Annotated in this window: 19 protein-coding genes; 14 read left to right on the top strand and 5 right to left on the bottom strand. The window is 61.0% G+C overall.

Features of this window, described 5'->3' with window-relative positions:
* Positions 1-4: 4 nt before the first annotated feature.
* The gene (locus tag H586_RS18740) at positions 5-2260 is read right to left on the bottom strand and encodes a methyl-accepting chemotaxis protein (protein WP_034618953.1); all 2256 of its coding nucleotides are present in this window, start codon (positions 2258-2260) and stop codon (positions 5-7) included.
* Between the two features lie 249 nt (positions 2261-2509).
* Between H586_RS18740 and mltA the strand changes: the two genes are divergently transcribed.
* The gene (mltA, locus tag H586_RS0108920) at positions 2510-3760 is read left to right on the top strand and encodes a murein transglycosylase A (RefSeq protein WP_234702950.1); all 1251 of its coding nucleotides are present in this window, start codon (positions 2510-2512) and stop codon (positions 3758-3760) included.
* 77 nt (positions 3761-3837) lie between these two features.
* Here mltA and H586_RS0108915 read toward each other — a convergent pair whose 3' ends face one another.
* The 4 genes from H586_RS0108915 to H586_RS0108900 form a co-directional block, all read right to left on the bottom strand.
* On the bottom strand, positions 3838-5016 hold the full coding sequence (locus H586_RS0108915) for a BPG-independent phosphoglycerate mutase family protein (RefSeq protein WP_027181863.1): 1179 nt from the start codon (positions 5014-5016) through the stop codon (positions 3838-3840).
* On the bottom strand, positions 5016-6305 hold the full coding sequence (locus H586_RS0108910) for a homoserine dehydrogenase (protein WP_027181862.1): 1290 nt from the start codon (positions 6303-6305) through the stop codon (positions 5016-5018). The genes H586_RS0108915 and H586_RS0108910 overlap by 1 nt, the downstream gene beginning before the upstream one ends.
* Positions 6298-7482 carry an aminotransferase class I/II-fold pyridoxal phosphate-dependent enzyme gene (locus H586_RS0108905; RefSeq protein WP_011368551.1) on the bottom strand — a complete coding sequence of 395 codons (1185 nt, stop codon included), beginning with the start codon at positions 7480-7482 and terminating at the stop codon, positions 6298-6300. The genes H586_RS0108910 and H586_RS0108905 overlap by 8 nt, the downstream gene beginning before the upstream one ends.
* A gap of 113 nt (positions 7483-7595) precedes the next feature.
* Positions 7596-9005 (bottom strand): MFS transporter, encoded by a 1410-nt coding sequence (locus H586_RS0108900; protein ID WP_011368550.1) that lies wholly within the window; start codon positions 9003-9005, stop codon positions 7596-7598.
* A 216-nt stretch (positions 9006-9221) separates the two neighbouring features.
* Here H586_RS0108900 and aroL point away from each other — a divergent pair, with 216 nt between their 5' ends.
* The 13 genes from aroL (at position 9222) to recJ (ending at position 23212) form a co-directional block, all read left to right on the top strand.
* A complete protein-coding gene (gene aroL / locus H586_RS0108895; protein ID WP_027181861.1) occupies positions 9222-9740 on the top strand; it encodes a shikimate kinase AroL in 519 nt (172 codons plus the stop codon).
* A 138-nt stretch (positions 9741-9878) separates the two neighbouring features.
* A complete protein-coding gene (locus tag H586_RS0108890; RefSeq protein ID WP_011368548.1) occupies positions 9879-10301 on the top strand; it encodes a universal stress protein in 423 nt (140 codons plus the stop codon).
* Between the two features lie 157 nt (positions 10302-10458).
* Positions 10459-11526 (top strand): chorismate synthase, encoded by a 1068-nt coding sequence (gene aroC, locus H586_RS0108880; protein WP_027181860.1) that lies wholly within the window; start codon positions 10459-10461, stop codon positions 11524-11526.
* Between the two features lie 122 nt (positions 11527-11648).
* Entirely contained in the window at positions 11649-13844 is a 2196-nt protein-coding gene (recD2, locus tag H586_RS0108875; RefSeq protein ID WP_027181859.1) for an SF1B family DNA helicase RecD2, read from the top strand.
* A 72-nt stretch (positions 13845-13916) separates the two neighbouring features.
* On the top strand, positions 13917-15290 hold the full coding sequence (locus H586_RS0108870) for an NlpC/P60 family N-terminal domain-containing protein (RefSeq protein WP_027181858.1): 1374 nt from the start codon (positions 13917-13919) through the stop codon (positions 15288-15290).
* A 192-nt stretch (positions 15291-15482) separates the two neighbouring features.
* A complete protein-coding gene (gene mtaB / locus H586_RS0108865) occupies positions 15483-16790 on the top strand; it encodes a tRNA (N(6)-L-threonylcarbamoyladenosine(37)-C(2))-methylthiotransferase MtaB (RefSeq protein ID WP_027181857.1) in 1308 nt (435 codons plus the stop codon).
* Between the two features lie 252 nt (positions 16791-17042).
* Positions 17043-17924: a YicC/YloC family endoribonuclease gene (locus H586_RS0108855; protein WP_011368543.1), complete on the top strand. Its 882-nt coding sequence runs from the start codon at positions 17043-17045 to the stop codon at positions 17922-17924.
* 2 nt (positions 17925-17926) lie between these two features.
* Entirely contained in the window at positions 17927-18181 is a 255-nt protein-coding gene (locus tag H586_RS0108850; RefSeq protein ID WP_011368542.1) for a DUF370 domain-containing protein, read from the top strand.
* Positions 18181-18801 carry a guanylate kinase gene (gmk, locus tag H586_RS0108845; RefSeq protein ID WP_011368541.1) on the top strand — a complete coding sequence of 207 codons (621 nt, stop codon included), beginning with the start codon at positions 18181-18183 and terminating at the stop codon, positions 18799-18801. The genes H586_RS0108850 and gmk overlap by 1 nt, the downstream gene beginning before the upstream one ends.
* 2 nt (positions 18802-18803) lie before the next feature.
* The gene (gene pyrF, locus H586_RS0108840) at positions 18804-19508 is read left to right on the top strand and encodes an orotidine-5'-phosphate decarboxylase (RefSeq protein ID WP_027181856.1); all 705 of its coding nucleotides are present in this window, start codon (positions 18804-18806) and stop codon (positions 19506-19508) included.
* Positions 19509-19539: 31 nt separating this feature from the next.
* Positions 19540-20484: a tetratricopeptide repeat protein gene (locus H586_RS0108835; protein ID WP_011368539.1), complete on the top strand. Its 945-nt coding sequence runs from the start codon at positions 19540-19542 to the stop codon at positions 20482-20484.
* 60 nt (positions 20485-20544) lie between these two features.
* Positions 20545-21408 (top strand): HDOD domain-containing protein, encoded by an 864-nt coding sequence (locus H586_RS18735; protein ID WP_051363948.1) that lies wholly within the window; start codon positions 20545-20547, stop codon positions 21406-21408.
* Between the two features lie 97 nt (positions 21409-21505).
* On the top strand, positions 21506-23212 hold the full coding sequence (recJ, locus tag H586_RS0108825; protein WP_027181855.1) for a single-stranded-DNA-specific exonuclease RecJ: 1707 nt from the start codon (positions 21506-21508) through the stop codon (positions 23210-23212).
* The last annotated feature ends 30 nt before the right edge of the window (positions 23213-23242 follow it).

Raw genomic sequence — 23242 nt, 5'->3', positions numbered from 1 at the left:
ACGGTCAGCTGCGCAGCTTGCGCACCATGCCCGTCAGCGATTCGCTCAGCCCTGTCAGCCTGATGATGGCCTCGCGGGCCGATTCCATGTCTGTGGCGGTTTCCGCGGCTATGCGGCGCACTTCTTCCACGGCGCCGGTCACCTCTTCGCTGGCGTGCGACTGCTCCGAAGTGGCTTCGTGTATCATGTCGACCTGATGCGCCGCATCGTCAGAGCGGGTAACTATTGTTTCCAGCGCTTCTCCGGAGTGCTGCACCAGACCGGTGGCTCTGCCTATGGCTTCGGCCGCCTGCTGGGCGTTATCCATATTTCTGTTTGTGGCCTGCTGTATGGCGTTTACGGCCTGTCCCACCTCACCGGTGGCGCTCATGGTTTTTTCAGCCAGTTTGCGCACCTCGTCGGCCACCACGGCAAACCCCCGTCCGGCGTCTCCGGCGCGGGCTGCTTCAATGGCGGCGTTCAGCGCCAGCAGGTTGGTCTGGTCGGCAATGTCGGTGATGACGGTCATTATGCGTCCTATGGCCTCGGTCTGCGCTCCCAGAGCGTTCATATCGTTTTTCAGGTTTTCGGCCATGGTCTGCACCTGTTCCATGGCGGCCACGGAATCGCGGACCACCTCCGCGCCTTCCTTTGCCTTGTTGCGGCTGTCGGACGAAGCCTCGCTGGCGTTGCTGGCATTCTGTTCCACACGCTGCATGCTGGCGTTCATCTGCTCTATGGCATCGGCTGTGCGGCCCAGCTTGTCAGATTGCATCTGCGCACTGTTGGCCACTTCGTCTATCTGATGAGAGAACCCTTCCGTGGTCATGGCCAGTTCCTCAACAACACCCTCCAGTGCTGATGCGGCATCGTGCAGCGCCTGCTTGCGGGCCTGTTCGGCCATGCCCCGGGCTTCTTCCGCTTCCTGCATGGCCAGCCGTGCACGTTCGCTTTCTTCTTCGCTTTTGCCGGCCAGTGCTGCTGCTTCGTGTATTTTTTCTTTCAGGCTTACGACCATGCGCACCAGATCATTGCGCAGCACTTTCAGTTCACCGCGAAATGTGTCGTGGGTCTGTGCGTCCAGATTGCCGTTGGCAACGCTGGCCGTGTATTCCAGCAAAGAACCCAGCGGCCGTGAAAGATACACACGTATAAGCAGCACGCTGGCAACAAGCATGACGGCCAGAAATATACCGGAAAACAGCAGGGTCTCCATGCGCAGGGCGGCGGCTTCCGTGCGCAGTTTCCGGCCTTCTTCGGCCACGGCGGCGTCTATGTCGTCTGTATACACTCCCATACCCACTACCCAGCCCCACGGTTCGAACAGGCGGATATGGGACACTTTGGGAAACTCTCCCTGCTGCCCGGGTTTGGCCCACCAGTACTCCACAAAACCCCGTCCGGATGCGGTGATGACTTCTTCCATTGCCTTGAACAGGGCTGTGCCGCGTTTATCCTGCACGCCGGAAACGTCTGTACCGTCCAGTTCGGGGCGCAGGGGGTTGCGCACCATGTGCAGCGAGGTGTCGTGAATCCAGAAGTAGTCGCCGTTTTCCAGCACGGAACCTGCCACTGCCTCCATGGCTTCCTGCTGCAGACGTGCGGTTTCGTCTTCCACCCATGCTCCGGTGCCCAGTATCCAGCCGAGTTCGGGCAGCATGCGGACCCATGTTATTTTCTGCGTGGGTTTTGCATCGCGGTTTTTGGGCCACACATAGCTTACGCTGCCTTCTCCTTTTTGCTGTGCGGTTTTGATGATCTCGCGAAACAGGTACACGCCGTTCTTGTCCTGCATGTCGTAAAGGGTGCGGCCTTCCAGCGAGGGGTTGGGATGCGCCAGCAGCGTGCCCGCAGCATTGCAGATGAAAAAGTAGTTGTCGCCGTCGTAACGTATGCCCCGCACCATGGAAAGCAGGTCCGAACGCAGCGATGGTTCCGGCACGATGATTTTGTTGCGGTCATAGTGTTGCATCATCTGCGTGGCGGTAGCGTCCACCAGCCGTTTAAGGGGGGCGGAGGCTTCCTTTTTCAGCGCTTCCATGTCCACCGAACGCTCGTAATATGACCGGATGGTGTTCTCGGCCACGCTGACCATGTTTGCCAGCTGGATTTTGCGTTTTTCGGTTTCACTGGCGCGGAAGCGTTCGCCTTCCGTTTCTGCAAAGCCCATGAGGCTGCGTGTGGAGGACGCGGCAAAAATACCGGCCTGAAGGGTAAGCGCGACGGCTATGAGCAGAATGATGCGCAATGCCATGGACTGAAAACCGAAATGTGCTCGCATGGCGGGCTTCCTTGTTGAGGGTTTGGCTGTGCTGTACTATACGGCGGATTGGCTGAAAGGCGTTGTACGCGGTACGCAACGCCGGTGTGCTGTCCGTCGCGGGCAGAATACCGTGCTTATGCTAGCACCATGGCGGACGCCGCGTAATTTATATTCCAACCCCGCGGACGGGTGCCGTGTGTTGCCGTGTGCGGCAGCGGCTGTGCAGGCCCGTGCGGAACAAGGTCAGGATGGCATAACGTGAAAGGTATGTTTGTTGAAATGCGTGTTGGACGGCCCATGGCGCCGCGGCTGCGGCTGCTGTTGCTGGCTGCTTGCTGTACTGTGTTGCTGGCGGCCGGCGGGTGTGCCGTAACTACGGAACAGGTACCCGTGTTCCGCGAGGTTCCGCAGGACGAGGCGCGCGATCTGACCCGCAGTCTGGACCCGCGGCGGCAGGGACTTGATTCGTGGCTGGCGCTGCGGCCTGCGCTGGAAAGAAGTCTGGAATATGTGCGCCGTCGTCCTGCACAGGATGCGGCGCTGGATAAATACGGACGCAGAGTCACATGGGATCAGCTGCGTTCGTCGCTGGAACTTTTTGTCAGCCTGCTGCCGCAGCTCGACAGCCGTCCGGAACTGCTGGCGCGGCATTTCACTTTTCTGCGGCTGGAACCGGGCCCGCTGTTTACCGGTTATTACGAACCCTATATTCATGCTTCGCCCGTGCGCAGTGCGGCGTACCCTTTTCCGCTGTACGGCAAGCCGCAGGATCTGAAAACCGTGCGGCTGGAAGCGTTTCACCCGCGGTGGAAAGGGCAGGTGCTGACATACAGGGTGGAAAACGGCGAAGTGGTGCCCTACCATGACCGCGAAACCATAGACAGCGGCGGGGCGTTGGAAGGCAAGGGGCTGGAGATAGCATGGGTGCAGGATCCTGCGGATATATTCTTTCTGCAGGTGCAGGGTTCCGGCAGGCTGATAATGCCCGACGGCACGGAAAAGCATGTGCTGTACGCCGGTAAAAACGGCAGGGAATATGTATCGCTGGGCAGAGTGATGAAAGAGCGCGGTCTGTTGCCTGCGGACGGTATTTCCATGCAGTCCATCAGGGCGTATCTGGCTGCGCATCCCGAAAAAGAGCGCGAACTGTTGAATACCAATCCGAGCTATGTGTTCTTCCGGCTTTCCGATGACGGGCCTTACGGCAGCATCAATCAGGTGCTTACGCCGTGGGTCAGTCTGGCCACCGACCGTGCGACTCTGCCGCTGGGCAGCGCCATGCTGTTTTCAGTACCCAGACCGCTGCCCGCCACGGTGCAGCAGCACGGAACAGATGGCAGGGCATATGCGGAGCAGCCGTTTACGGGCATAGGTCTGGCTCAGGATACCGGCGGCGCCATCAAGGAGCACCGGATAGACCTGTTCAGCGGCAGCGGTGAACTGGCGGAATTTGTGGCCGGGCATCTGGCGGCGCGGGGCAGTGTATATCTGCTGCTGCCGCGGCAGACAGCGCCTTAGCATGTGCTGAAAGCGACCAGAGGCGCCCGTGTACCCGACGGGCGCTTTTTTTTTGCCCTCGTGCATAAAAAGATGAGTCAGACAGAAGGGCTGCAGGCATGTTCAAGCGCCAGTCCCAGCAGCGAGGGGCCGCATGGCAGGCATAGCCCGCTGCGTGCCGCTGTTGCCTCACAGAAATGCCGGGGGGGCATTGCGGGCAGGGCGGCATCGTACACCAGAAAAGGCACCGGTCCCGCATGATGGCGCCCTGTGGTCACGGGGGTCAGATGGTCGCATGTGACCAGAAAGACGGCCTGAGGATATGCCCTGTACAGCGGGCGCAGAATCTGCGTGTCAAAGCGCGTCAGCGCGTCCCGCTTGCCGGCGGCATCGCGGTTGTGGCCGTACAGGTCGGTGGCTTCCAGATGGATGAACACGGTATCGTGGTCTTTCAGCAGGGCAAGCGCCTCGCGGGACTTGGCGGCATAGTCCGTGTGGATGTCTCCGGTGAAGGCCGCATTGCGCGCAACGGTCATGCCTGCCGCCTGCGCCAGACCCAGAGCCAGAGGAATGCCGGCTACCATGGCAGCGCGTCTGCCGTGCAGAGCGGCAAATGAGGGCAGATGCGGCCTGTGACCCTGCCCCCACGGCCAGAGCATCAGCTTTCCGCCGTTTTGGCGGCGGGCCTGCGGCAGTGCCAGACTGCCGGTGACCAGTCTGTGCAGCGTCGGAACAGTCTGCAGGGCGTCGAGCAGTATGCGCCGGTGTGCTCCTTGTGATTCGTGCGGCAGGGGGATGTCCGGTGCCGCAGTGTTCCGGCGGGCATGGTGTTGCAGCAGCAGGTGGCGGAACGAACTGCCGGTGATGCAGGCAAGCGAAGGGTGCGCCAGATGTGCGGCTGCATGCAGCAGCCGCGCCGCGGATTCGTCGTCCAGATTGCCCGCGGTGAAGTCTTCCACACGGTCTGCCGGGTCCAGACTGACAATGTTCAGCCGCCAGACAGCGGTATCCGGAGCAGGGCTGATGCCTGCCCCCATGGCTTCCAGCGGGCCGCGGGGCAGCCTGAACTGTTGCGGGTCATACCCTGCCAGAGCTGGCAGGCCGGTTTCCGTTCCTGCAATGGTGCGGGGCGGAATAGTGCGGCAAAGGCCCGTCACAGCGTGACGGGCCATCTGATCAAGGGTAGGTGTGGCGGCGGTCTCCAGCGGGGTACCGCCCGATGCCGGACACGGCAGGTCGCCCATGCCGTCGGCAACGGCCACGATAAGCGGGCGCATTACAGAATCCGGTAATGGACAGGCTCCGCCAGCAGCAGACCGGCACCTTTAAGGTCTTCCAGCGCGGCCGCCACGTTTCTGGCTTTGGCTTCGTGCGTCATAAACACGATGGGCACACCGCCGGGGTCCTGCCCCTTCTGCACTGCCTGCGCTATGGATATGTCCTGCCGTGCCATGGCTCCGGCCAGATCCCGCAGCACGCCGGGCTGGTCTCTGACCATCACGCGGAAATAGTAGCAGGCTTCAGCTTCTTCGGGCGGCATGATGTCGGCGGGAGCCGGAACCTGCTCGACAAACCCCGTATTGTTGGGGGCGCAGCCGCGGGCTACTGCCATGATGTCGCTGAGCACCGCGCTGCCCGTGGGGGTTGCACCCGCGCCGAGACCGTGCAGAAACACCGGTCCCACGGCGTTGCCTTCCATCCGTACCGCATTGTAGGCACCGCCCACCCGCGCGATAAGATAGGTGTGGTGCACCAGCATGGGAAATACGCCTGCTTCCAGCCTGCCGTCCACGTTGCGCACTTCGCCCAGCAGCTTCAGACGGTAGCCGAACTCGCGTGCAAACTCGATACCCATACGGTCAACGCCGGAAATACCCTGTACCGGAAGCATGCTGAAGGGGTAATCTCTGCCGAATGCCAGTCTGATGAGCAGACACAGCTTGTGTGCGGCGTCAAAGCCTTCGATGTCCAGCGTGGGGTCGGCCTCGGCAAAGCCCAGTTCCTGCGCCTGCGAAAGCGCGGTGTCAAAGTCCAGACCGTTGGTGGTCATCTCGGAAAGGATGTAGTTGGCCGTTCCGTTCAGAATGCCCACCAGCGAGGTCATCTGGTTGCCGGCCAGACTTTCCCGCAGTGTCTGGACTATGGGTATGCCGCCGCAGACGCTGGCTTCGTAGTACAGTCCCGCCCCGTTCTGCTGTGCCGCGCGGAACAGTTCGAAACCGTCTTCAGCCAGCAGCGCCTTGTTGGCGGTCACAACGTGCTTGCCGGCGTTGAGAGCCTGCAGGATGAGCGCCTTGGGGGCTTCTATGCCGCCCATAAGCTCCACCAGCACGTCGATTTCGGGATCGTTTACCAGCCGGGCAGGATCATCTGTCAGCTCTGCCCCTTCGGGCAGTTTGACGGCGCGTTTTTTGTTCACGTCGCGCACCAGCACCGTCTTTACGACAATCTCGCGTCCGGTGCGCTGGATGATCCAGTCGCGGTTTTCTTCCAGTATGGATGTCAGGCCCGTGCCCACGGTGCCGAAACCGGCAACGCCGAGCACGAGTCGTTTGTCGCTAGCCACAGGAGCTCCCTGATAGTACTCGTTTTATACCCTTTATCGCCTGCTTGATGCGATGGGGATTTTCAATAAGGGCAAACCGCACGTGGTGGTCGCCGAAGTGCCCGAAGCCGAGTCCGGGCGAAACGGCCACACCGGCCTCTCTCAGCAGCAGTTTCGAAAATTCCACAGAACCCATCTGACGGAAAGGTTCAGGAATTTCGGCCCAGGCAAACATGGTGGCCTTGGGCGGTTCAATGGGCCATCCCACGCGGTTCAGCCCTTCGCACAGCACGTCGCGGCGCTGGCGGTATGTATCCACAATTTCCTTCACACAGTCTTCCGGCCCGTTCAGCGCCACAGTGGCGGCTATCTGGATGGGCTGGAAAATACCGTAATCAAGATATGATTTGATGCGGGTAAGCGCGTGCACCATTTCACGGTTGCCCACGCAGAAACCTACACGCCATCCGGCCATGGAATAGCTTTTGGACATGGAGTAAAATTCAACACCCACGTCCTTGGCACCATCGGCCTGCATAAAGCTGGGCGGCTCGTATCCGTCAAACGCAAGATCGGCATAGGCCATGTCGTGCACGACATACATCTTGTGTTCTTTGGCAAAGTCCACAACCTTCTGGAAAAATTCGAGTGTCGCCAGTTCGGTGGTGGGATTGTGAGGGTAGCTGAGCATCAGCAGCTTGGGCTGGGGCCATGTCTGGCGCGTTGCCGCCAGCAGGTCTTCAAAAAAGTCGCGGCCTTTGCCGATGGGAATACGACGCACGTCCGCACCCGCGATGATGGCCGCGTAAGTGTGGATGGGGTACGTCGGATCGGGCGCAAACACCACGTCGCCGGGCGAAAGCATGGCAAGGGCAAGGTGGGAAAGTCCTTCCTTGGCGCCCATGGTCACCACGGCTTCTTTGTCAGGATCCAGATAAACATCGAACTTGCGCATGTACCATTCGCAGATGGCCTTGCGCAGGTTGGGTATGCCTCTGGATACGGAGTAACGGTGATTGACGCCCTTGGCCGCGGCTTCGTTCAGCTTTTCGACAATATGTTGCGGGGTGGGCATGTCTGGGTTTCCCATACCCATGTCCACGATATCCACGTTCTGACGACGTAGCTGCATCTTCAGTTCGCCCACTACGGCAAAAACGTAGGGGGGCAGTCTGTGCATGCGTGGAAATTCGTACATGGCCTTCGGCGTCCTCCGAAATAAAAAGGTGAAAACGATAAGACGTGACCATATGCGGTAGGGTATGGCGCTGTCAAAAAGAAAGCTGCGTCAGCGCCCGTGAAAAGCGGACTTTATTCGCGGGGGGCATCCGGCGAAAGCGAGGCGAAAAGAGAAAGTGCCACTCCGAAGCCTCCCAGTGCCGAAAAAACGGCAAACGACCAGCGCATGGCCGAAATAAAGGCGTCGGCGTTTTCTGCGGTCACCACGGCATCGCCCGTATGCAGCGACATGGCGGCGGTTACCAGAACCATGCTGAGTACCATGCCCAGCGTGCGCATGCTGGCCGCCATGGCCGAGGCTATGCCGTAGCGGCCGGTCTGCACGCTGCCCATGATGATGCTCATGTTGGGCGATGCAAACAGGGCAAAACCCACCCCCAGCACCACAAACATGGTCAGCATGAAAGCCATGGACGTGTCTGCGCCGGTCATGGCCGCCATCAGGGTGCCCGCGGTGCAGCATGCCATGCCCGCCGTGGCTATGCGGTGCGCGGGCATGCTGTCTGCCAGCCGTCCGCACAACGGCGAAAGCAGCGTCTGCACCAGAGGCTGTACCAGCAATACGGTGCCGGTCTCCTGCGCAGTCATGCCGCGGGCGTTCTGCAGATACAGACTGAACAGAAATGTGATGCCGAATGTTGCGGCATAATTGATGAACTGGGCAGCCGTGGCAAAGCTGAACGTTTTGTTGCGCCGCAGCAGGGCAAGGTCGAGCAGCGGATTGGCTGTGCGTGATTCTACCACCAGAAAAAGTGCGCCGCAGACCATGCTGCCGGCCAGTGCCAGTATGCCGCCGGGGCCGGCCGCCAGTCTGGGCCCGCCGAAAACAGCCAGACCCACGGCGCAGACCGAAAGCGCGGCCCCGGCCCAGTCAAATGGTTCCGTTACGGGCTGCCAGCGTTCTTTAAGGTTGCGGCGTGCCAGCAGATAGGCCAGCGCCAGCGGCGGTGTTCCCAGTATGTACAGCCAGCGCCAGCCCAGATGCGTGGCGATGGCGCCTCCCAGAAACGGCCCTGCAGAAAGCCCCAGATACACGCTGGCCACCGCTATGCCCATGGCCCTGCCGCGTTCGCTGCGCGGAATGGCTTTGGTCAGCAGGGCCATGTTGGACGCCATGGTCATGGCAGCGCCGGTGCCCTGCACAAGACGCAGCAGAATGAAGGTTGTCATGTCCTGCGTAAAACTGAGCAGCAGTGTGGAAACGGCGTACAGCAGCACGCCCGAGCGGAAAAGCGGGGCGTGCCCCGCCATGTCGGCCAGCCTGCCCAAAGGCAGCAGCAGAGCGCCCGTGGCGGCAAGATAAATGGATTCCACAAGCCCCAGCGCCGTGCCGCCCGCCCCGAACTCCTGCCCCATGACCGGCAGGGTGACGGCCACGCCCGAAAACATGAACGGCATGATGAACTGGGTGGCGGCCACGGTGTACAGCACCGGCAGTCCTGACGATATGCCCGCGCGGGGGCCGGAAAGAAATTGTTTCATACTGGAATTTGCTGTTGCGGTGGAACTGCGGAGTGCGGCCGCGCCGTAAAAAAGCGCCGGACAGACGCTGCGCCGTACGGTTGCCGAAAGTGCGCGTTTCGGCGTATGTCATAGCATACCTGCATTGACGGGTATTTGAAAGAGACAAAGCACACTTGTTACGGGCGTCCGGGTGCGGATGGTACAGGCCGCATGCGCGGTGCAGGCGGAGGTAGGATGGAGCGTATTTTTCTGATCGGGGCGCGGGCCTGCGGCAAAACGACGGCGGGCCGTATTCTGGCGGAAAAACTGGGCTGGCGGTGTGCTGATACCGATGAGATGGTGCAGCGCAGGGCAGGGTGCAGCATTGCGGACATGGTGGCCCGCGACGGGTGGCCGGTGTTCCGTGAGGCGGAAGCCGGGGCGCTGCAGGCGGCGTGTGCGCTGACACGGGTGGTGGTCTCCACCGGCGGCGGCATGGTGCTGCGCGCGGATAACCGCGCGGCGCTGCGCGAGGGGGGCATTGTGTTTTATCTGTGCGCTCCTGCGGCTGTTCTGGCATCCAGACTGGTGCTGGACCCTGTGGTCTCGCAGCGGCCTTCGCTGACAGGGGGGAACCCTGCGGCCGAGATTGCCGCCGTGCTGGCGGAACGCGATACCCTGTACCGCGAGACGGCGCATCATGTGGTGGATGCCTGTCAGCCTGCCGCAGCGGTTGCCGGACAGATGCTGCGGCTGCTGGCTGCCGCGGGATGACCGGCGCGGACACTGTACGCGTGACGCCCCGTGGGGTATGCTGTGGCTGTACCGCCTGCATGGCAGGCAGAGGCGTTTCTGCCGGTCCGTTCCGGCGGCCTTTTATATGCGGGCATTGGCCCTTCAGGAGAATTGAATATGGAAATCCGTAAGATCCTTGTTCCCGTGGACGGTTCGGCCTGTTCTGAAAAAGCGGCTGAATATGCCGCGAATCTGGCCCAGCTTGTGGGGGCTTCGGTGCTTGTGGTCAACTGCCGCATGGCGTTGCCGCCCATGCTGGGACGTGACAGCTGGGAACAGGCGCGTTCCGCTCTGGTCAAGCGTTCTGAAGTGCTGCTGGAATCGTATTGCGACCGCATGAAGGACGAAGGGGTGGAGGCCGCGTGCAGGGTGCTGGAAGGCGCTGTGGATAAAGCCATTGCCGAAACGGCAGAAGCCGAGAACTGCGACCTTATTGTCATGGGTTCGCGCGGGCATTCCGAACTGGAAGGTCTGTTGCTGGGCAGCGTGACGCACAGGGTTCTGCAGCTTGCCGACTGCCCTGTGACAGTTATCCGCTAGCGGACAGTTTTCATGCCGGGCGCAGCCCGTCTGCTGCGGCAGGCTGCCGTTGTGCATGCCTGCTTGCGGGATATGTTTCGTGCGTCCGGACCGTGCGCCGTCTGCGCGGCGTATGTTCCGGCCGCACGTATTCTTTTTTTTTGATTCCGGAGGAACAATGAGCGGCAGTACCTTTGGCCGTGTTTTCAGACTGACGACCTACGGCGAATCGCACGGTGCCGGTCTGGGTGGCGTGGTGGACGGCTGTCCGGCGGGAATTGCCCTGACGGAAGCCATGATTCAGGCCGAGCTTGACCGCCGCAGACCCGGGCAGGGCGGCCCCGCCGCCACGGCGCGTAAAGAGCCTGACAGAGTGCGGCTGCTTTCCGGCGTGTTCGAGGGCCGGACAACGGGCACTCCTGTGGCCTTTCATGTGGAAAATACGGACCAGCGTTCCCGCGATTACGGCGATATAATGCACGTTTACCGTCCGGGGCATGCCGATGTCACATATGATGCCAAGTACGGCCGGCGCGACTACCGTGGCGGCGGACGTTCGTCAGGCCGCGAGACGCTTTCACGCGTGGCGGGCGGTGCGGTGGCGCAGGCGCTGCTGGCGGAATGCGGCATAACCGTCAATGCCTTTACCGTGGAATTGGGCGGTGTGCCCGCGCGGCCGGAAGACCCCGCAGGGGCCCAGGACAGACCTTTTTTTGCGCCGGAAGAAGACATTGTGGCGCAGTGGGATGCTCTGGTGCGCAACGTGAAGGGCAGGGGCGATACGGTGGGCGGCATCGTGCAGGTTGAAGCTTACGGAGTTCCCGCCGGTCTGGGCGAGCCTGTGTTTGACAGGCTTGATGCGCGCCTTGCCTGTGCGCTTATGTCGGTGGGTGCCGTAAAAGGGGTGGAAATAGGAGCGGGGTTTGCCGCAGCGCGTCTGACGGGCAGCAGCAACAACGACGCCATGACCGCCCGCGGATACGCCGGAAACAATGCCGGCGGTATTCTGGGCGGTATTTCGTCAGGGCAGACCGTTGTGGCCCGCGCCGCCGTCAAGCCCATTCCTTCCATCGCGCAGGAGCAGCACACGGTGGATGATTCCGGCCGCGAAGTGATTCTGCGCGTGGGCGGCAGACACGATATAAGTGCTATACCGCGCATTGTGCCTGTTCTTAAAGCTATGACCGCACTGACACTGGCCGACATGCTGCTGATGCAGCGCCGTATGACCGCCGTGCGTGCATAAGGCGTCCCGCCGCGAGAAGCGCAGTAACACCTTGACGGCATGTCGGGTACCGCCCATACCGGCAGAAAACATAACATCAAATAATCGACGGCTGATGCCGGAGTTGACGGACTGGTAAGAGCATGCAGGATCCCGCCCCGCAGGAAGAGATGGACGCACAGGTCGAACTGGTAGGCACACTGGAGCGTGTGGTTTTTCACAATGAGGAAAACGGATACACGGTGTTCCGGCTTAAGGTGCAGGGCAACCGCGATCAGGTGACGGTGGTGGGCCACATGGTGGAGCCGCAGGCCGGTGTGGCGTTGTCGCTCAAGGGGGACTGGACGGAAAATCCCCGTTTCGGCCGTCAGTTTCAGATGTCCAGCTTTGATCAGGTGCTGCCTGCCACCCTGGAAGGCATCCGGCATTATCTTTCTTCGGGCCTTATCAAAGGCGTGGGGGAAAAGATGGCGGGCCGCATCGTTGAAACCTTCGGCACCGGGACATTCAACGTGCTGGATGACGAACCGGAGCGCATGCTGGAGGTGGAGGGCGTCGGGCAGAAGCTTATGGAGCGCATCCGCGACGGATGGGCCGAGCACAGGGGTATCCGCGACCTCATCATGTTTTTGCAGCCCCACGGGGTAAGCACCTCGTACGCGGTGCGCATATACCGGCATTACGGTCAGCAGGCTCTGGCCGTGGTGCGCGAAAACCCCTACCGGCTGGCCATGGACATACGCGGCATAGGCTTTCTGACCGCAGATGCCGTGGCGCAGAAACTGGGTTTTGCCCGCGACTGCGACCTGCGTGCGGAGGCCGGTCTGCTCTACATGCTCATGCGTCTGACTGAGGACGGCCATGTGTACTACCCCCGCGACGAACTGGTCATACAGACTTCGGACAAGCTGGAAATTTCCGCGCCCATGGTCGATCAGGCCATAGACAACCTGCAGCTGGAAGAGCGCATCGTTCTGGATGAGACGGACAGCGGTCAGGCTGTGTATCTTTCGCGGTATCACCGGTACGAATCGGGCATATCGCATTATCTGCGCCGTATTCTGCATTCACCCAAATCCGTGTCCGGCGGCGACGAGGATGCGCTGGTGGACGAGATAGTCGCAGGACTGGACATCACGCTGGCCGAAGAGCAGGAGCAGGCCGTGCGCACCGCGGCCCGCAGCAAGGTAATGGTGCTTACCGGCGGTCCGGGTACAGGCAAGACCACAATCATCAACGCCATTATCAAAGTGTTCGCGGCCATGAAGGCGCGCATTCTGCTGGCTGCTCCCACGGGAAGAGCGGCTAAACGCATGAGCGAAACCAGCGGGCGCGAGTCCAAGACCATTCACCGGCTTCTGGAATACATCCCGCGCGAGGACGGTTTTTCGCGCAACGAGAACAATCCGCTGGCCTGCAGCCTGCTGGTGGTGGATGAAGCCTCGATGATGGACACCATGCTCATGTACCATCTGCTTAAAGCGGTGCCGCTGGGGGCCACTGTGGTTTTTGTGGGTGATGTGAATCAGCTGCCTTCCGTCGGGCCGGGCAACGTGCTGCAGGATGTCATCCGGTCGGGCGTGGTGGACGTGGTGGAACTGGTGGAAGTGTTCCGGCAGGCGCAGGAAAGTGAAATAATCTGCAACGCACACCTTATCAATCAGGGCGAGATTCCGTCGCTGGAATCTTCCAAAGACCGGTTGAGCGATTTTTATTTCATCAGGCAGGAAGACCCGGACCGCGTGGCCGATATGGTTGTCGATCTGGTGAAAAATCATATTCCCCGCAGATTCCGGCTGGACTCCATAAATGATATTCAGGTGCTGACGCCCATGCACAAGGGAACAGCCGGCGCCGCCAACCTGAATACGCGGCTGCAGGAGGCTCTTAACCCCAAAACGCTGGTCATTCAGCGCGGCGAGCGGCAGTTCCGGCTGGACGACAAAGTGATGCAGATACGCAATAATTACGAAAAAGATGTCTTTAACGGAGACATAGGGCGCATCTGCAGGCTTGATAAGGAAGAGCGCGAGCTGACTGTCCGGTTCGACGAAGAACGTAATGTGGTGTACGAATTTTCAGAGCTGGATGAACTGGTTCCTGCCTATGCCATATCAGTGCACAAGTCGCAGGGGTCGGAATATCCCGCCGTGGTCATGCCTGTGCTGACACAGCACTATGTGCTGCTGCAGCGCAACCTGCTGTATACCGGTGTCACCCGCGGCAAGCGGCTGGTGGTGCTGGTGGGATCGCAGCGCGCGCTGGCCATTGCCGTCAAAAATAATAAGATGCAGAAACGCTTTACGTATCTGGCGCAGCGCCTGGCCCGCGGGGTATGACCGGCGGCGCCGCCGGACGGTGCGGTGCTGCGGTGTATGTAAACAGCGGATGCTTCCGCGACAGGTGCTGCCATGATTTCATTGCGTGTTGTCTGTGTGCTGCTGGGCTGTATGCTTCTGGCGGGCGGGTGCGCCCCCCGCGTGGTGCAGCCGCCTTTTCCCGCCCCTCCCGCCGTGCGCGACATTGACTGTCTGGAACAGGACCTCATGGTGTACGCGCGGGCGCTGCCGCAGCCCGATGCTCCGCTGCTGACTCTGCAGGAGCAGGAACGGCAGACCGGTTTTTTTCTGCGCCGCTTTTTTGCCGCATGGGATATGCGTGCTCCGTCCATGCCGCGTCACACCATGTTTGCCGACCTGCGGGCCACTCTGGACGGTAAAGGCTGGGGAGCCAACCTGCTGCCCGTACCCCCCGCGCGTACGGAGTCGCTGTGGCAGCGCTGCCGTACCGGAGAATATCCATCGCTGGCAGTTCCTGCCATTATCACCGGCAATACCTCGCTGCGCATGGCGCCGGACGACGAACCCTTTTTCCGCGATCCGGCCAGAGCGGGCGAGGGCTATCCTTTTGATTATTTCCAGTACAGTGCGTTATGGGCCGGTATGCCCGTTTTTGTGGTGCACGCTTCGTCCGACGGCGGATGGCTGCTGTGCGAAACGCCGCTGGCCGCCGGGTGGGTGCGCGCCCGCGATGTGGCGTATGTGGATTCCGGGTTTATGAACGCGTACAGAACCGGAATGTATGCTGCTGTTGTGGCAGACGATACTCCGCTGCGGACGGCGGAAGGCCGCTGGGTGCTTACGGCCCATACCGGTGCTGTTTTTCCGGTGGACAAGGCTGATGCCGCCGGTCTTGTTCTGCGGGTGCCCGTACGCGGGGCGGACGGAGGCGCGGGTATCCGGCTGGTGCATGTTTCGTACGGTGCGGCGGCGCGTATGCCGCTGCCGCTTACCCCCGTGGCGGTGGCCATGGTGGGCAACGGCATGATGCGGCAGCCCTACGGGTGGGGCGGTCTGCTGGAAAACCGCGATTGTTCGGCCGCCATGCATGATCTGTTTGCCCCCTTCGGCATCTGGCTGCCGCGCAATTCATCACAGCAGGCACGGGCCGGAGCGTTGGTGTCGCTGGAAGAAATGACTCCCCCGCAACGCGAGGCGCATATTCTGGAACAGGGTGTGCCTTTTTTCAGTTTTATCTGGATGCGCGGACATATCGGCCTGTATCTGGGGCCTGACCGGCAGGACTGCGCAGCGGGAAAACCGCTCATGTTTCACAACGTGTGGGGCATCCGGACCGGCGGCGGACGTGCGCCCGAAGGGCGTCTGGTCATCGGGCGGGCGGTGGTGACCACCCTGCACGCCGGCGAAGAATATCCGCAGGTGCGTAAGAACTGGATGCTCGACCGTATCCGCGGACTCACGCTGTTGCCGCCGCAGGTTCCCTGAAGGCAGTACCGTGCCGCAGACCATGCCGCAGATGTCAATGCCAAGTGAGAACGGTATGTTAAAGCGGCACTACCTTTTTGGCGGCATTCCGGCTATACACCCCGTCAACCGGCATTGCGCGTCTGTGTTTTTGTGCGTGCTGCCGGTCCATATACATGCCGTTCAGGCGGACGGCACAACAGCGGTATTGCAATGAGCGAACATCCTACACGATTTTATGCGGCCACTCTGGGCTGCAAGATAAACCAGTATGAAACGCAGGCGCTGCGCGAAGTGTGGCTGGCCCGCGGTTTTACGGAAGTACAGAGTGCGGCCGAGGCGGATCTTGTGCTGGTGAATACCTGCGCGGTGACGGCAAAAGCCGTCAGCGACGTGCGCGCCACGGTACGGCAGGCGCACAGAGCCAACCCCCTTGCCCGCATAGTGGTCACCGGCTGTGCCGCACAGGTGCTGGGCGATGAGCTGGCAGCCCTGCCCGGCGTGGCCGCGGTGGTACCGCAGGACGCCAAGGCAGGCCTGAAACAGTGGCCGCAGGGCGCGGTGAGTGCACCTTCCGGCAGCGGCGCGGCACAGGATTTTCCCGATATGCAGGTCAGCGGGTACACGCGTGCCCGCGCGGTGGTCAAGGTGCAGGACGGCTGTTCGCACCGCTGTACATACTGTATTGTACCGTTTACGCGCGGTCCTTCGCGCAGCAGGGCGCCGCACGACATTGCAGACGAGGTGCGCAGGCTGCTGCAGGGCGGGTTCCGCGAACTTATTCTGAGCGGGGTGAACCTGCGGCAGTACGGGCGCGACCTTGCCATGCCCGCGGACTTCTGGGATGTGGTGGCGCGGCTGGGCAACGAGTTCGGTCCGGAGTGGGCCGGCAGAGCAAGGCTGCGTATCAGTTCGCTAGAGCCGGGGCAGCTTGGTTCCAAGGCTCTTGATACGCTGGCAGCCAATCCGCTGGTCAGCCCGCAGCTGCATCTTTCCTTGCAGAGCGGCAGCGCATCGGTGCTCCGGCGCATGGGACGGGGCCACTATACACCGCAGCCGCTGCTTGATTTTCTGCATTCTCTGCGCGGTATCTGGCCGGTATACGGTCTTGGCGCTGATATTTTGATGGGATTTCCCGGCGAAACCCTTGAGGAATTTGAAGAAACGCTGGCTTTCTGCCGCGAGCTTCCGCTTACCTATGCGCATGTGTTTCCGTATTCCCGACGTCCGGGGACGGCGGCAGCGGATATGAAGGACCAACTGCCGGTGGCGGAAAAAAAGGCCCGTGCTGCGGCGGTGAGGGCTGTTGCGGCGGAAAAGAAAGATGCTTTTCTGCAGTCGCTGCTCAGGCGGGACAGCCTGCATGTGGTGCTGCAGAGCCTGTCCCCGGCCCGCGGGGTGAGTGAATTCTATACCGACTGCCGCTTTGACTCGGTGCCCGATGGTGCTACACTGCGTGAAATACGCAGCGCCCGTCCTTTAGAAGTGCGCAAAGGTGTTTTGATTGTTTCACCGCAGTAGCGGTGCCCGCGGCGTGGTTGCGCGCGGGTTGCTTCTGGCGTATGGAACGCCGCACAGCGGCACGGTTCGCGGTCAGAGGAGTATATATGAGCACGCCAGCGCAAAGCCGGAATCCTCTTCATTGCATGATGACCTTTGCCGTGGCGTCCGCATGTTTTTTTGTTTTCCGGGCGGTGATGCTTTCCGGCATGCCGCTTTTGTACCGTTATCATCCGCCCTGCACAGCAGGGCGGTTCTGCATGGAGTACCATAATGCTTCGTAGTATGACCGGCTTCGGCCGTTGCACCAAGGAAAGCCCCGACTGGACCCAGACATGGGAGATCCGCAGCGTGAACAGCCGCCATCTGGATATCAAATGGCGTCTGCCCGGTTTTCTGCGCGGGTATGAATCCCGGCTGGAAAAGGTGCTGCGCCGGTTCGGTTCGCGCGGTCGGGTGGACGTCTCGCTTTCGCTGGATATCCGGCGGCAGGGACTGGATGGTGTCAGCTTCAACACGCGTCAGGCCGCATCCATGCTGGAGCAGCTGACCGGTTTTGCCGCAGAGCGCGGCGATGCCTTTGTACCCGACTATAACCGGCTGCTTAATCTTTCCTACCTGTGGGAAGATGCTTCCGGCGAACTGGACGAAACACTGCTGGGCAGTCTGGAAGAAGGGCTGGCCGCGGCTCTGGCCGACTGGAACAAGGCGCGCGAGACCGAGGCTCAGGCTCTGCTGGCCGATCTGGAAACCCGCATAGGCCGTATGCGCGGCTGGGCGGAAATCATTGCGGCCAAGGCCCCTGCCATCAAGGATGAAAAATTCACAACGCTGCGCGAGCGCATTGCCGAAATTCTTGAACGTGAAGGGCTGGAGCTGGAACCGAACCGTTTTCTGCAGGAAATCACCATCATGTCCGACAAGCTGGACATAAGCGAAGAAATCACCCGCATGGACGCGCACCTGACACGGCTGGGCGAGCTGCTGCATCAGGGCACCGATGCCGGCAAGCGGCTTGATTTCACCCTGCAGGAGTGCTTCCGCGAAATCAACACCTGCGGTAACAAGGTGCAGGATCCTTCGGTCTCGCGCGTTGTGGTTGATTTTAAGAATGAGCTGGAAAAATGCCGTGAGCAGGTGCAGAACATCGAGTAATCATGCAGAAACAAAGACTTCTTAATGTCGGGTTCGGCAACTTTGTGGTTGCCGAACGCGTGGTTTCCATAGTGAATCCCGCATCGGCTCCCATGCGCAGACTGCGTGAGGAAGCCCGTGATCAGGGGCGGCTTGTCGACGCCACACAGGGCCGCAAGACGCGGTCCATCATCGTCACCGATTCCAACCATGTCATACTGTCCGCCATTCAGGCGGAAACCATAGGACAACGTTTCATTCAGGAGGAAAACAGTTAATGGTCCGTCCCCGTTCCGGCATAGTGCTGGTGCTCTGCGCGCCCTCTGGCACAGGAAAAACCACGCTTACCCGCCGCCTGCTGGAAGAATTCCCCCGGTTTGCCTTTTCTGTATCCTACACCACACGCCAGCCGCGTGCGGGCGAAGAGCACGGGCGCGAATACAACTTTGTCGATGAAGAAACGTTCATCCGGCTGCGTGATGAAGGCTTTTTTGCCGAATGGGCCGAAGTGCACGGAAATTTTTACGGAACCCCGCTGGAAGACACCCGCCAGCTGCTGGCCCGCGGGCGTGATGTGCTTTTTGACATCGATGTGCAGGGCGCGGCGCAGCTGCGTGGTTCGCTTAAGCAGGGCTGCTATGTGTTTATTCTGCCGCCGTCCGGTGCCGAGCTTGAGCGCCGGCTGCGTGCCAGAGGCACCGACCCCGAAGATACCATCCGCCGTCGTCTGGCCAACGCCCGCCGCGAACTGCAGCAGGCCCACTGGTTCAACGCCTGGATAGTGAATGACAATCTGGAGCAGGCGTATGACGAGTTGCGTGCCGCGTATCTGGCTGCCACCCTGTCGCCCACCTGCCGCCCGGAACTGGTGGACGAACTGCTGCAGGATTGGAGATGATGATGCCGGAACTTGTGGTTGCTCTTGATTATCCTGAAAGCGAACAGGCTGTTGCCATGGCTGCACGGCTGCAAGGAAGCTGCCCCTGGGTCAAGGTGGGGCTTGAACTGTACACGGCCGCCGGGCCGGACATCCTGCGCCGTCTCAAAGACATGGGTTTTTCTGTTTTTCTCGATCTGAAGTTTTTCGACATTCCCAATACCGTCCGCGGTGCGGTGCGTTCATCGGTCTGCGCCGGTGCGGACATGGTCAACATTCATCTGCTGGGGGGCGCCCGTATGGCGCAGGCCGCCGTGCAGGGGCTGCAGGAAGGCTGTGAACGCAAGGGGCTTGCTGCGCCGCCGGTGCTGCTGGGCGTGACAGTGCTTACCAGTATGGCCCAGCAGGATCTGCCTGCCGGTCTTGACCTGCCGCTGGACAGCGTGGTGGATGTGCTGGCGCGCTCCGGCAGAGAGTGGGGCTTGAACGGTGTCGTGTGTTCGGGGTATGAAGTTGAAAGCATCAAAAAAAGCTGCGGTACAGACTACATCTGTCTTACTCCGGGCATCCGGCCCGCCGCGGCGGATGACGACCAGCGCAGAACCATGACCCCGCAGCAGGCTGCGCGGGCCGGTTCCGACTATCTGGTTGTGGGCAGACCCGTTACCGGAGCCGCTGACCCGGCCGGGGCCGCGTACAGCATCATGGAATCTGTCCGGCAGGCGTAGACCGCCTGTCATTGTCAGAAGGAGTGTGAATATGCAGCAGGAACAAGGCGCAGCTGCCGGCGGCAGGCAGGAAAAAAAACGTATCAAAGGCGTTTTTTCCACGCAGGAAGTCCGTAAGGTGGGCACGGGAACCACGACCCGTAAAACCATTCAGAAAGCATTCTGGATGGTGGAGGAACTGGACGACGGTGTGGTGGAGGTGCAGCCCCTGAACAGCAACTACATTCCTTCCGGTCCCAAGCGCAAGGTGGCTTTGGACGATGTGCTGAGCACCTTTCAGCCCGAACCGGAATTCTATGTGCAGACTGTGTTTCCCAAAATGCAGGAACTGAACAAAACCGTGGCCCGTGCCGACAGGCACCGTTCACGGGGCGAGCATTTCAGCGCGGAGTTTGAATACGGCAATGCCCTGAAGGTGGACGAAGAAAACGTGCGTGCCAACTTCGGGCTGGGACTTACCTATCTTGAACGGGGAGAATCGGCCAAGGCGGACAATATCTTTGAGCGGCTGGTCAAGCTGGAGGCGGCATTTGAGCCGGAGCACAAGCACCTGTTCAACGAATTCGGTATCAGTCTGCGCAAAAACAAGATGTTCGAGCAGGCCATCGAGTACTACGAACGTGCGCTGGAGCTTTCCGGCAGCGATGAAAACCTGCAGTACAACATGGCGCGGGCCTGTCTGGAGATGAAAGACTATACACGCACCATGGAGCACCTGCTCAAATGTCTGGATGCCAACCCCTCGCTGGAAGCGGCAGGCAAGTTTCTGGCATGGATGAAAGCCAAGGATCTTGTTCCGCAGGAGATGAAAGGTGCCGCGCTGGACATGCTGCGCCGCATCAAGGCTGCACAGGAACAGGGACAGAACGGCGGCGCAGAACAGCAGGCGCCGGAAGCACGGGACGGGAAGCCGGCTGCGGAACAGGATACGGCAAAGCCCGAAGAAAACGGAGCGGCCACGCCCATAGAATTGTAGGGGGGGCCGCCCCGCATGCCGGGCAGAGCGGGCGGATGTACGCGAAACACAGGAGCACCCGTGAACAGACAGGACAGGGCACATGCGTTTCTGCAGCGGGCACTGGAAGCTCAGGCGGCGCTTCCCGTGGATCACGGGCTTATGCGCGATCTGTTTGCGGGAACCGGTGATGACTCCCGGCTTTCGCTTTCCGAGGTTGGCGAACTGGTCAGCCGCGACCCTTCGCTGGCCGTGCGTATTCTTTCTCTGGCCAATTCCGCCTATTACGGTCTGCAGGCCGAGGTAACCACCGTGGGGCGCGCCGTGACCGTGCTGGGTATGCGCGAGGTGCGCAATCTGGTACTGGCTTTGGGATTTTCCTCCGTGGCGCGCATGCATCCTCTGCCGGACCGGTTCTGTACCGCCGGCTACTGGCTGCATCAGCTGCGCGTGGCGGCATTCTGCCGTATAATAGCGGCTGGCACCGAAGATCTTGATCCCGAAATGCTGTACACTGCCGGGCTGCTGCATGATATCGGCAAACTGTTCATAGCGGCGCTGGCTCCGGATGACTGGCTCGGCATACGCGGGCTGGCACGGCAGGAATCGCTGCCGGACTGCAAGGCCGAAGAGCGCTGGTGGGGCCTTGACCATGCGCTGGCCGGTGCCCGTGTGCTGGCTTACTGGCAGCTGCCCGCGGCACTGACGGAACCCATCAGCTGGCATCACGGCCCGCATTTTGCCGATGCCGCGCATGCGCGCGGGGCAGGTGCCGTGCAACTGGCCGATGCCCTGCTTCTTGCCTTTGAGCGTGGTACGCCGCCTCCGGCTGCGGCGCTGCAGCTGCTCAAAGAGTACACTGCCGATGCCGGCCGGTTGCAGATGGCGCTGGAAGCCCAGTTTGCGGGTGAGCGCATCGGGCAGCTGGCCGCGCTGCTTGGCTGACATTCTGGAACATTCATGCGGTGGCCCGCAATGTGGGATACCCCCATGCGGCGGCCTGCCGTTGTTTTTTTGTTTTTTATAAAGAGATGAGGCTGTTGTGGCTAAAAACTGGATACCGCGCGGGACAGAACCTCTGCCCGGTGAAACGGCCCTGTGGGCTGAGCGTCTGGGTGTTTCCGAACTGCTGGTGCAACTGCTGTGGACACGGGGCCTGCACACGCCTGAAGACATGGATGTGTATCTGAGCCCGGGGCTGCGCCACCTCGCCCCGCCGGACTGCTGGCCGGGACTTGCACAGGCGGCCGCAGTGCTGGATGACGGGCTGGCGCAGGGACTGCCGTTTGCCGTATGGGGCGACTACGACGTGGACGGCGTGACATCCGTCGCGCTGGTTAAAAGTTTTCTGGCCGCGCACGGCATCGCGGCGCGCCATCATATTCCCAACCGCTTTGAAGAAGGCTACGGCATGAACGTGGCATGGGTGGAGCGGCTGGCGCAGGAGGGGGTGCGTCTGCTGCTGACTGTGGACTGCGGCATATCCGACCATGAATCCGTTGCCCGTGCCCGCGAACTGGGAATGACCGTGGTTGTTTCCGACCACCATCTGCCGGGTGAAAGTCTGCCGCAGGCACACGCCATCTGCAACCCGCGTCTGGCGGACTGCCCCTGTCCTGCGCTGGCAGGAGTTGGCGTGGCGTTTTTTCTCATGGCTGCACTCAACAGCAGGCTGGCACAGCGCACCGGTGTAAAAGCGGATATCCGCCCCCTGCTTGATCTGGTGGCGCTGGGCACCATTGCCGATGTGGTCGATCTTTCCGGTCAGAACAGGATTCTGGTGAAAAACGGCCTGCTGGTAATGACTGAAGCGGGACGCCCCGGCATAGCCGCGCTGAAGGAAGTGAGCGGATACAGTGTTTCCGCCTCTCTGGGTGCCGGTCAGGTTGCTTTCGGACTGGCACCGCGCATCAATGCGGCAGGCAGGCTGGGAGAAGCTGATACGGCTCTTTCGCTGCTGCTGGCACCGGACTATGCGGCGGCTGCTCCGCTTGCCGCCCGTCTGGATGCCATGAATCAGGAACGCAAAGAAGAGGAAGAGCGCATTCTGGAGGAAGCCAGAGAGCAGGCCGCAGCACAGCAGGACCGGATGGGACTGGTATTGTACGCGCCCCACTGGCATGCGGGTGTCATAGGCATTGTGGCTTCACGCATTGTGGAAGAGTTTTACCGCCCCACGCTTATCCTGTGCGATGAGGGCGGCGTGGTGAAAGGCTCGGGCCGCAGCACGGCGGAATTTCATCTGCACGAGGGACTGACCCGCTGCGCTGACCTGCTGCTGGGCTTTGGCGGACACCGGCAGGCGGCAGGCATGAGTCTTGACCACGCCGGAGTTGATGCCCTGCGTGAGCGCTTTCATGCCGTTGTGGTCGAGTCTTGCGGTCCGCATCCTCTGACGGCGTCGCTCAAGGTGGATGCCGAGCTTGGTTTTGCGCGGGCTTCCGATTTTGCCATGCTCAAGGAGCTGGAACTGCTGCAGCCGTTCGGCATGGGTAACGCGGAACCGACATTTTCGTCACCTGTGCTTGAAGTGCGCGGTAACCGCCGGTTCGGCAAAAATCATATGCAGCTGGAACTGCTGGACCCGTCATGCGGGGTGACCCTGCGGGCAAAGGCATGGCGGCAGGCCGATAACCTGCCACGCGACATGCGCGGCAGAAAAATGCGTCTTGCCTACACTCCGCGCATCGACAGATACAACGGCCTTGCCTCGGTTGATCTGCGCATCAAGGACTGGGAACTTTCCTGAGCGAAGAGGCGGAGCGCCGCGCACCTTTTT

Source organism: Oleidesulfovibrio alaskensis DSM 16109, from assembly GCF_000482745.1.
GTDB lineage: Bacteria > Desulfobacterota > Desulfovibrionia > Desulfovibrionales > Desulfovibrionaceae > Oleidesulfovibrio > Oleidesulfovibrio alaskensis.
The sequence above is the reverse complement of the archived record's forward strand: the minus strand, read 5'-3'. Positions and strand labels throughout refer to the sequence as shown.

Coding starts and splice junctions, on each gene's coding strand:
- gmk (WP_011368541.1), top strand. CDS start 18,181: ATGGTCCGTCCCCGTTCCGGCATAGTGCTGGTGCTCTGCGCGCCCTCT.
- mtaB (WP_027181857.1), top strand. CDS start 15,483: ATGAGCGAACATCCTACACGATTTTATGCGGCCACTCTGGGCTGCAAG.
- H586_RS0108890 (WP_011368548.1), top strand. CDS start 9,879: ATGGAAATCCGTAAGATCCTTGTTCCCGTGGACGGTTCGGCCTGTTCT.
- H586_RS0108915 (WP_027181863.1), bottom strand. CDS start 5,016: ATGCGCCCGCTTATCGTGGCCGTTGCCGACGGCATGGGCGACCTGCCG.
- H586_RS0108870 (WP_027181858.1), top strand. CDS start 13,917: ATGATTTCATTGCGTGTTGTCTGTGTGCTGCTGGGCTGTATGCTTCTG.
- pyrF (WP_027181856.1), top strand. CDS start 18,804: ATGCCGGAACTTGTGGTTGCTCTTGATTATCCTGAAAGCGAACAGGCT.
- H586_RS0108905 (WP_011368551.1), bottom strand. CDS start 7,482: ATGTACGAATTTCCACGCATGCACAGACTGCCCCCCTACGTTTTTGCC.
- H586_RS0108900 (WP_011368550.1), bottom strand. CDS start 9,005: ATGAAACAATTTCTTTCCGGCCCCCGCGCGGGCATATCGTCAGGACTG.
- recD2 (WP_027181859.1), top strand. CDS start 11,649: ATGCAGGATCCCGCCCCGCAGGAAGAGATGGACGCACAGGTCGAACTG.
- H586_RS0108835 (WP_011368539.1), top strand. CDS start 19,540: ATGCAGCAGGAACAAGGCGCAGCTGCCGGCGGCAGGCAGGAAAAAAAA.
- H586_RS18740 (WP_034618953.1), bottom strand. CDS start 2,260: ATGCGAGCACATTTCGGTTTTCAGTCCATGGCATTGCGCATCATTCTG.
- aroL (WP_027181861.1), top strand. CDS start 9,222: ATGGAGCGTATTTTTCTGATCGGGGCGCGGGCCTGCGGCAAAACGACG.
- aroC (WP_027181860.1), top strand. CDS start 10,459: ATGAGCGGCAGTACCTTTGGCCGTGTTTTCAGACTGACGACCTACGGC.
- H586_RS0108850 (WP_011368542.1), top strand. CDS start 17,927: ATGCAGAAACAAAGACTTCTTAATGTCGGGTTCGGCAACTTTGTGGTT.
- mltA (WP_234702950.1), top strand. CDS start 2,510: ATGTTTGTTGAAATGCGTGTTGGACGGCCCATGGCGCCGCGGCTGCGG.
- H586_RS0108855 (WP_011368543.1), top strand. CDS start 17,043: ATGCTTCGTAGTATGACCGGCTTCGGCCGTTGCACCAAGGAAAGCCCC.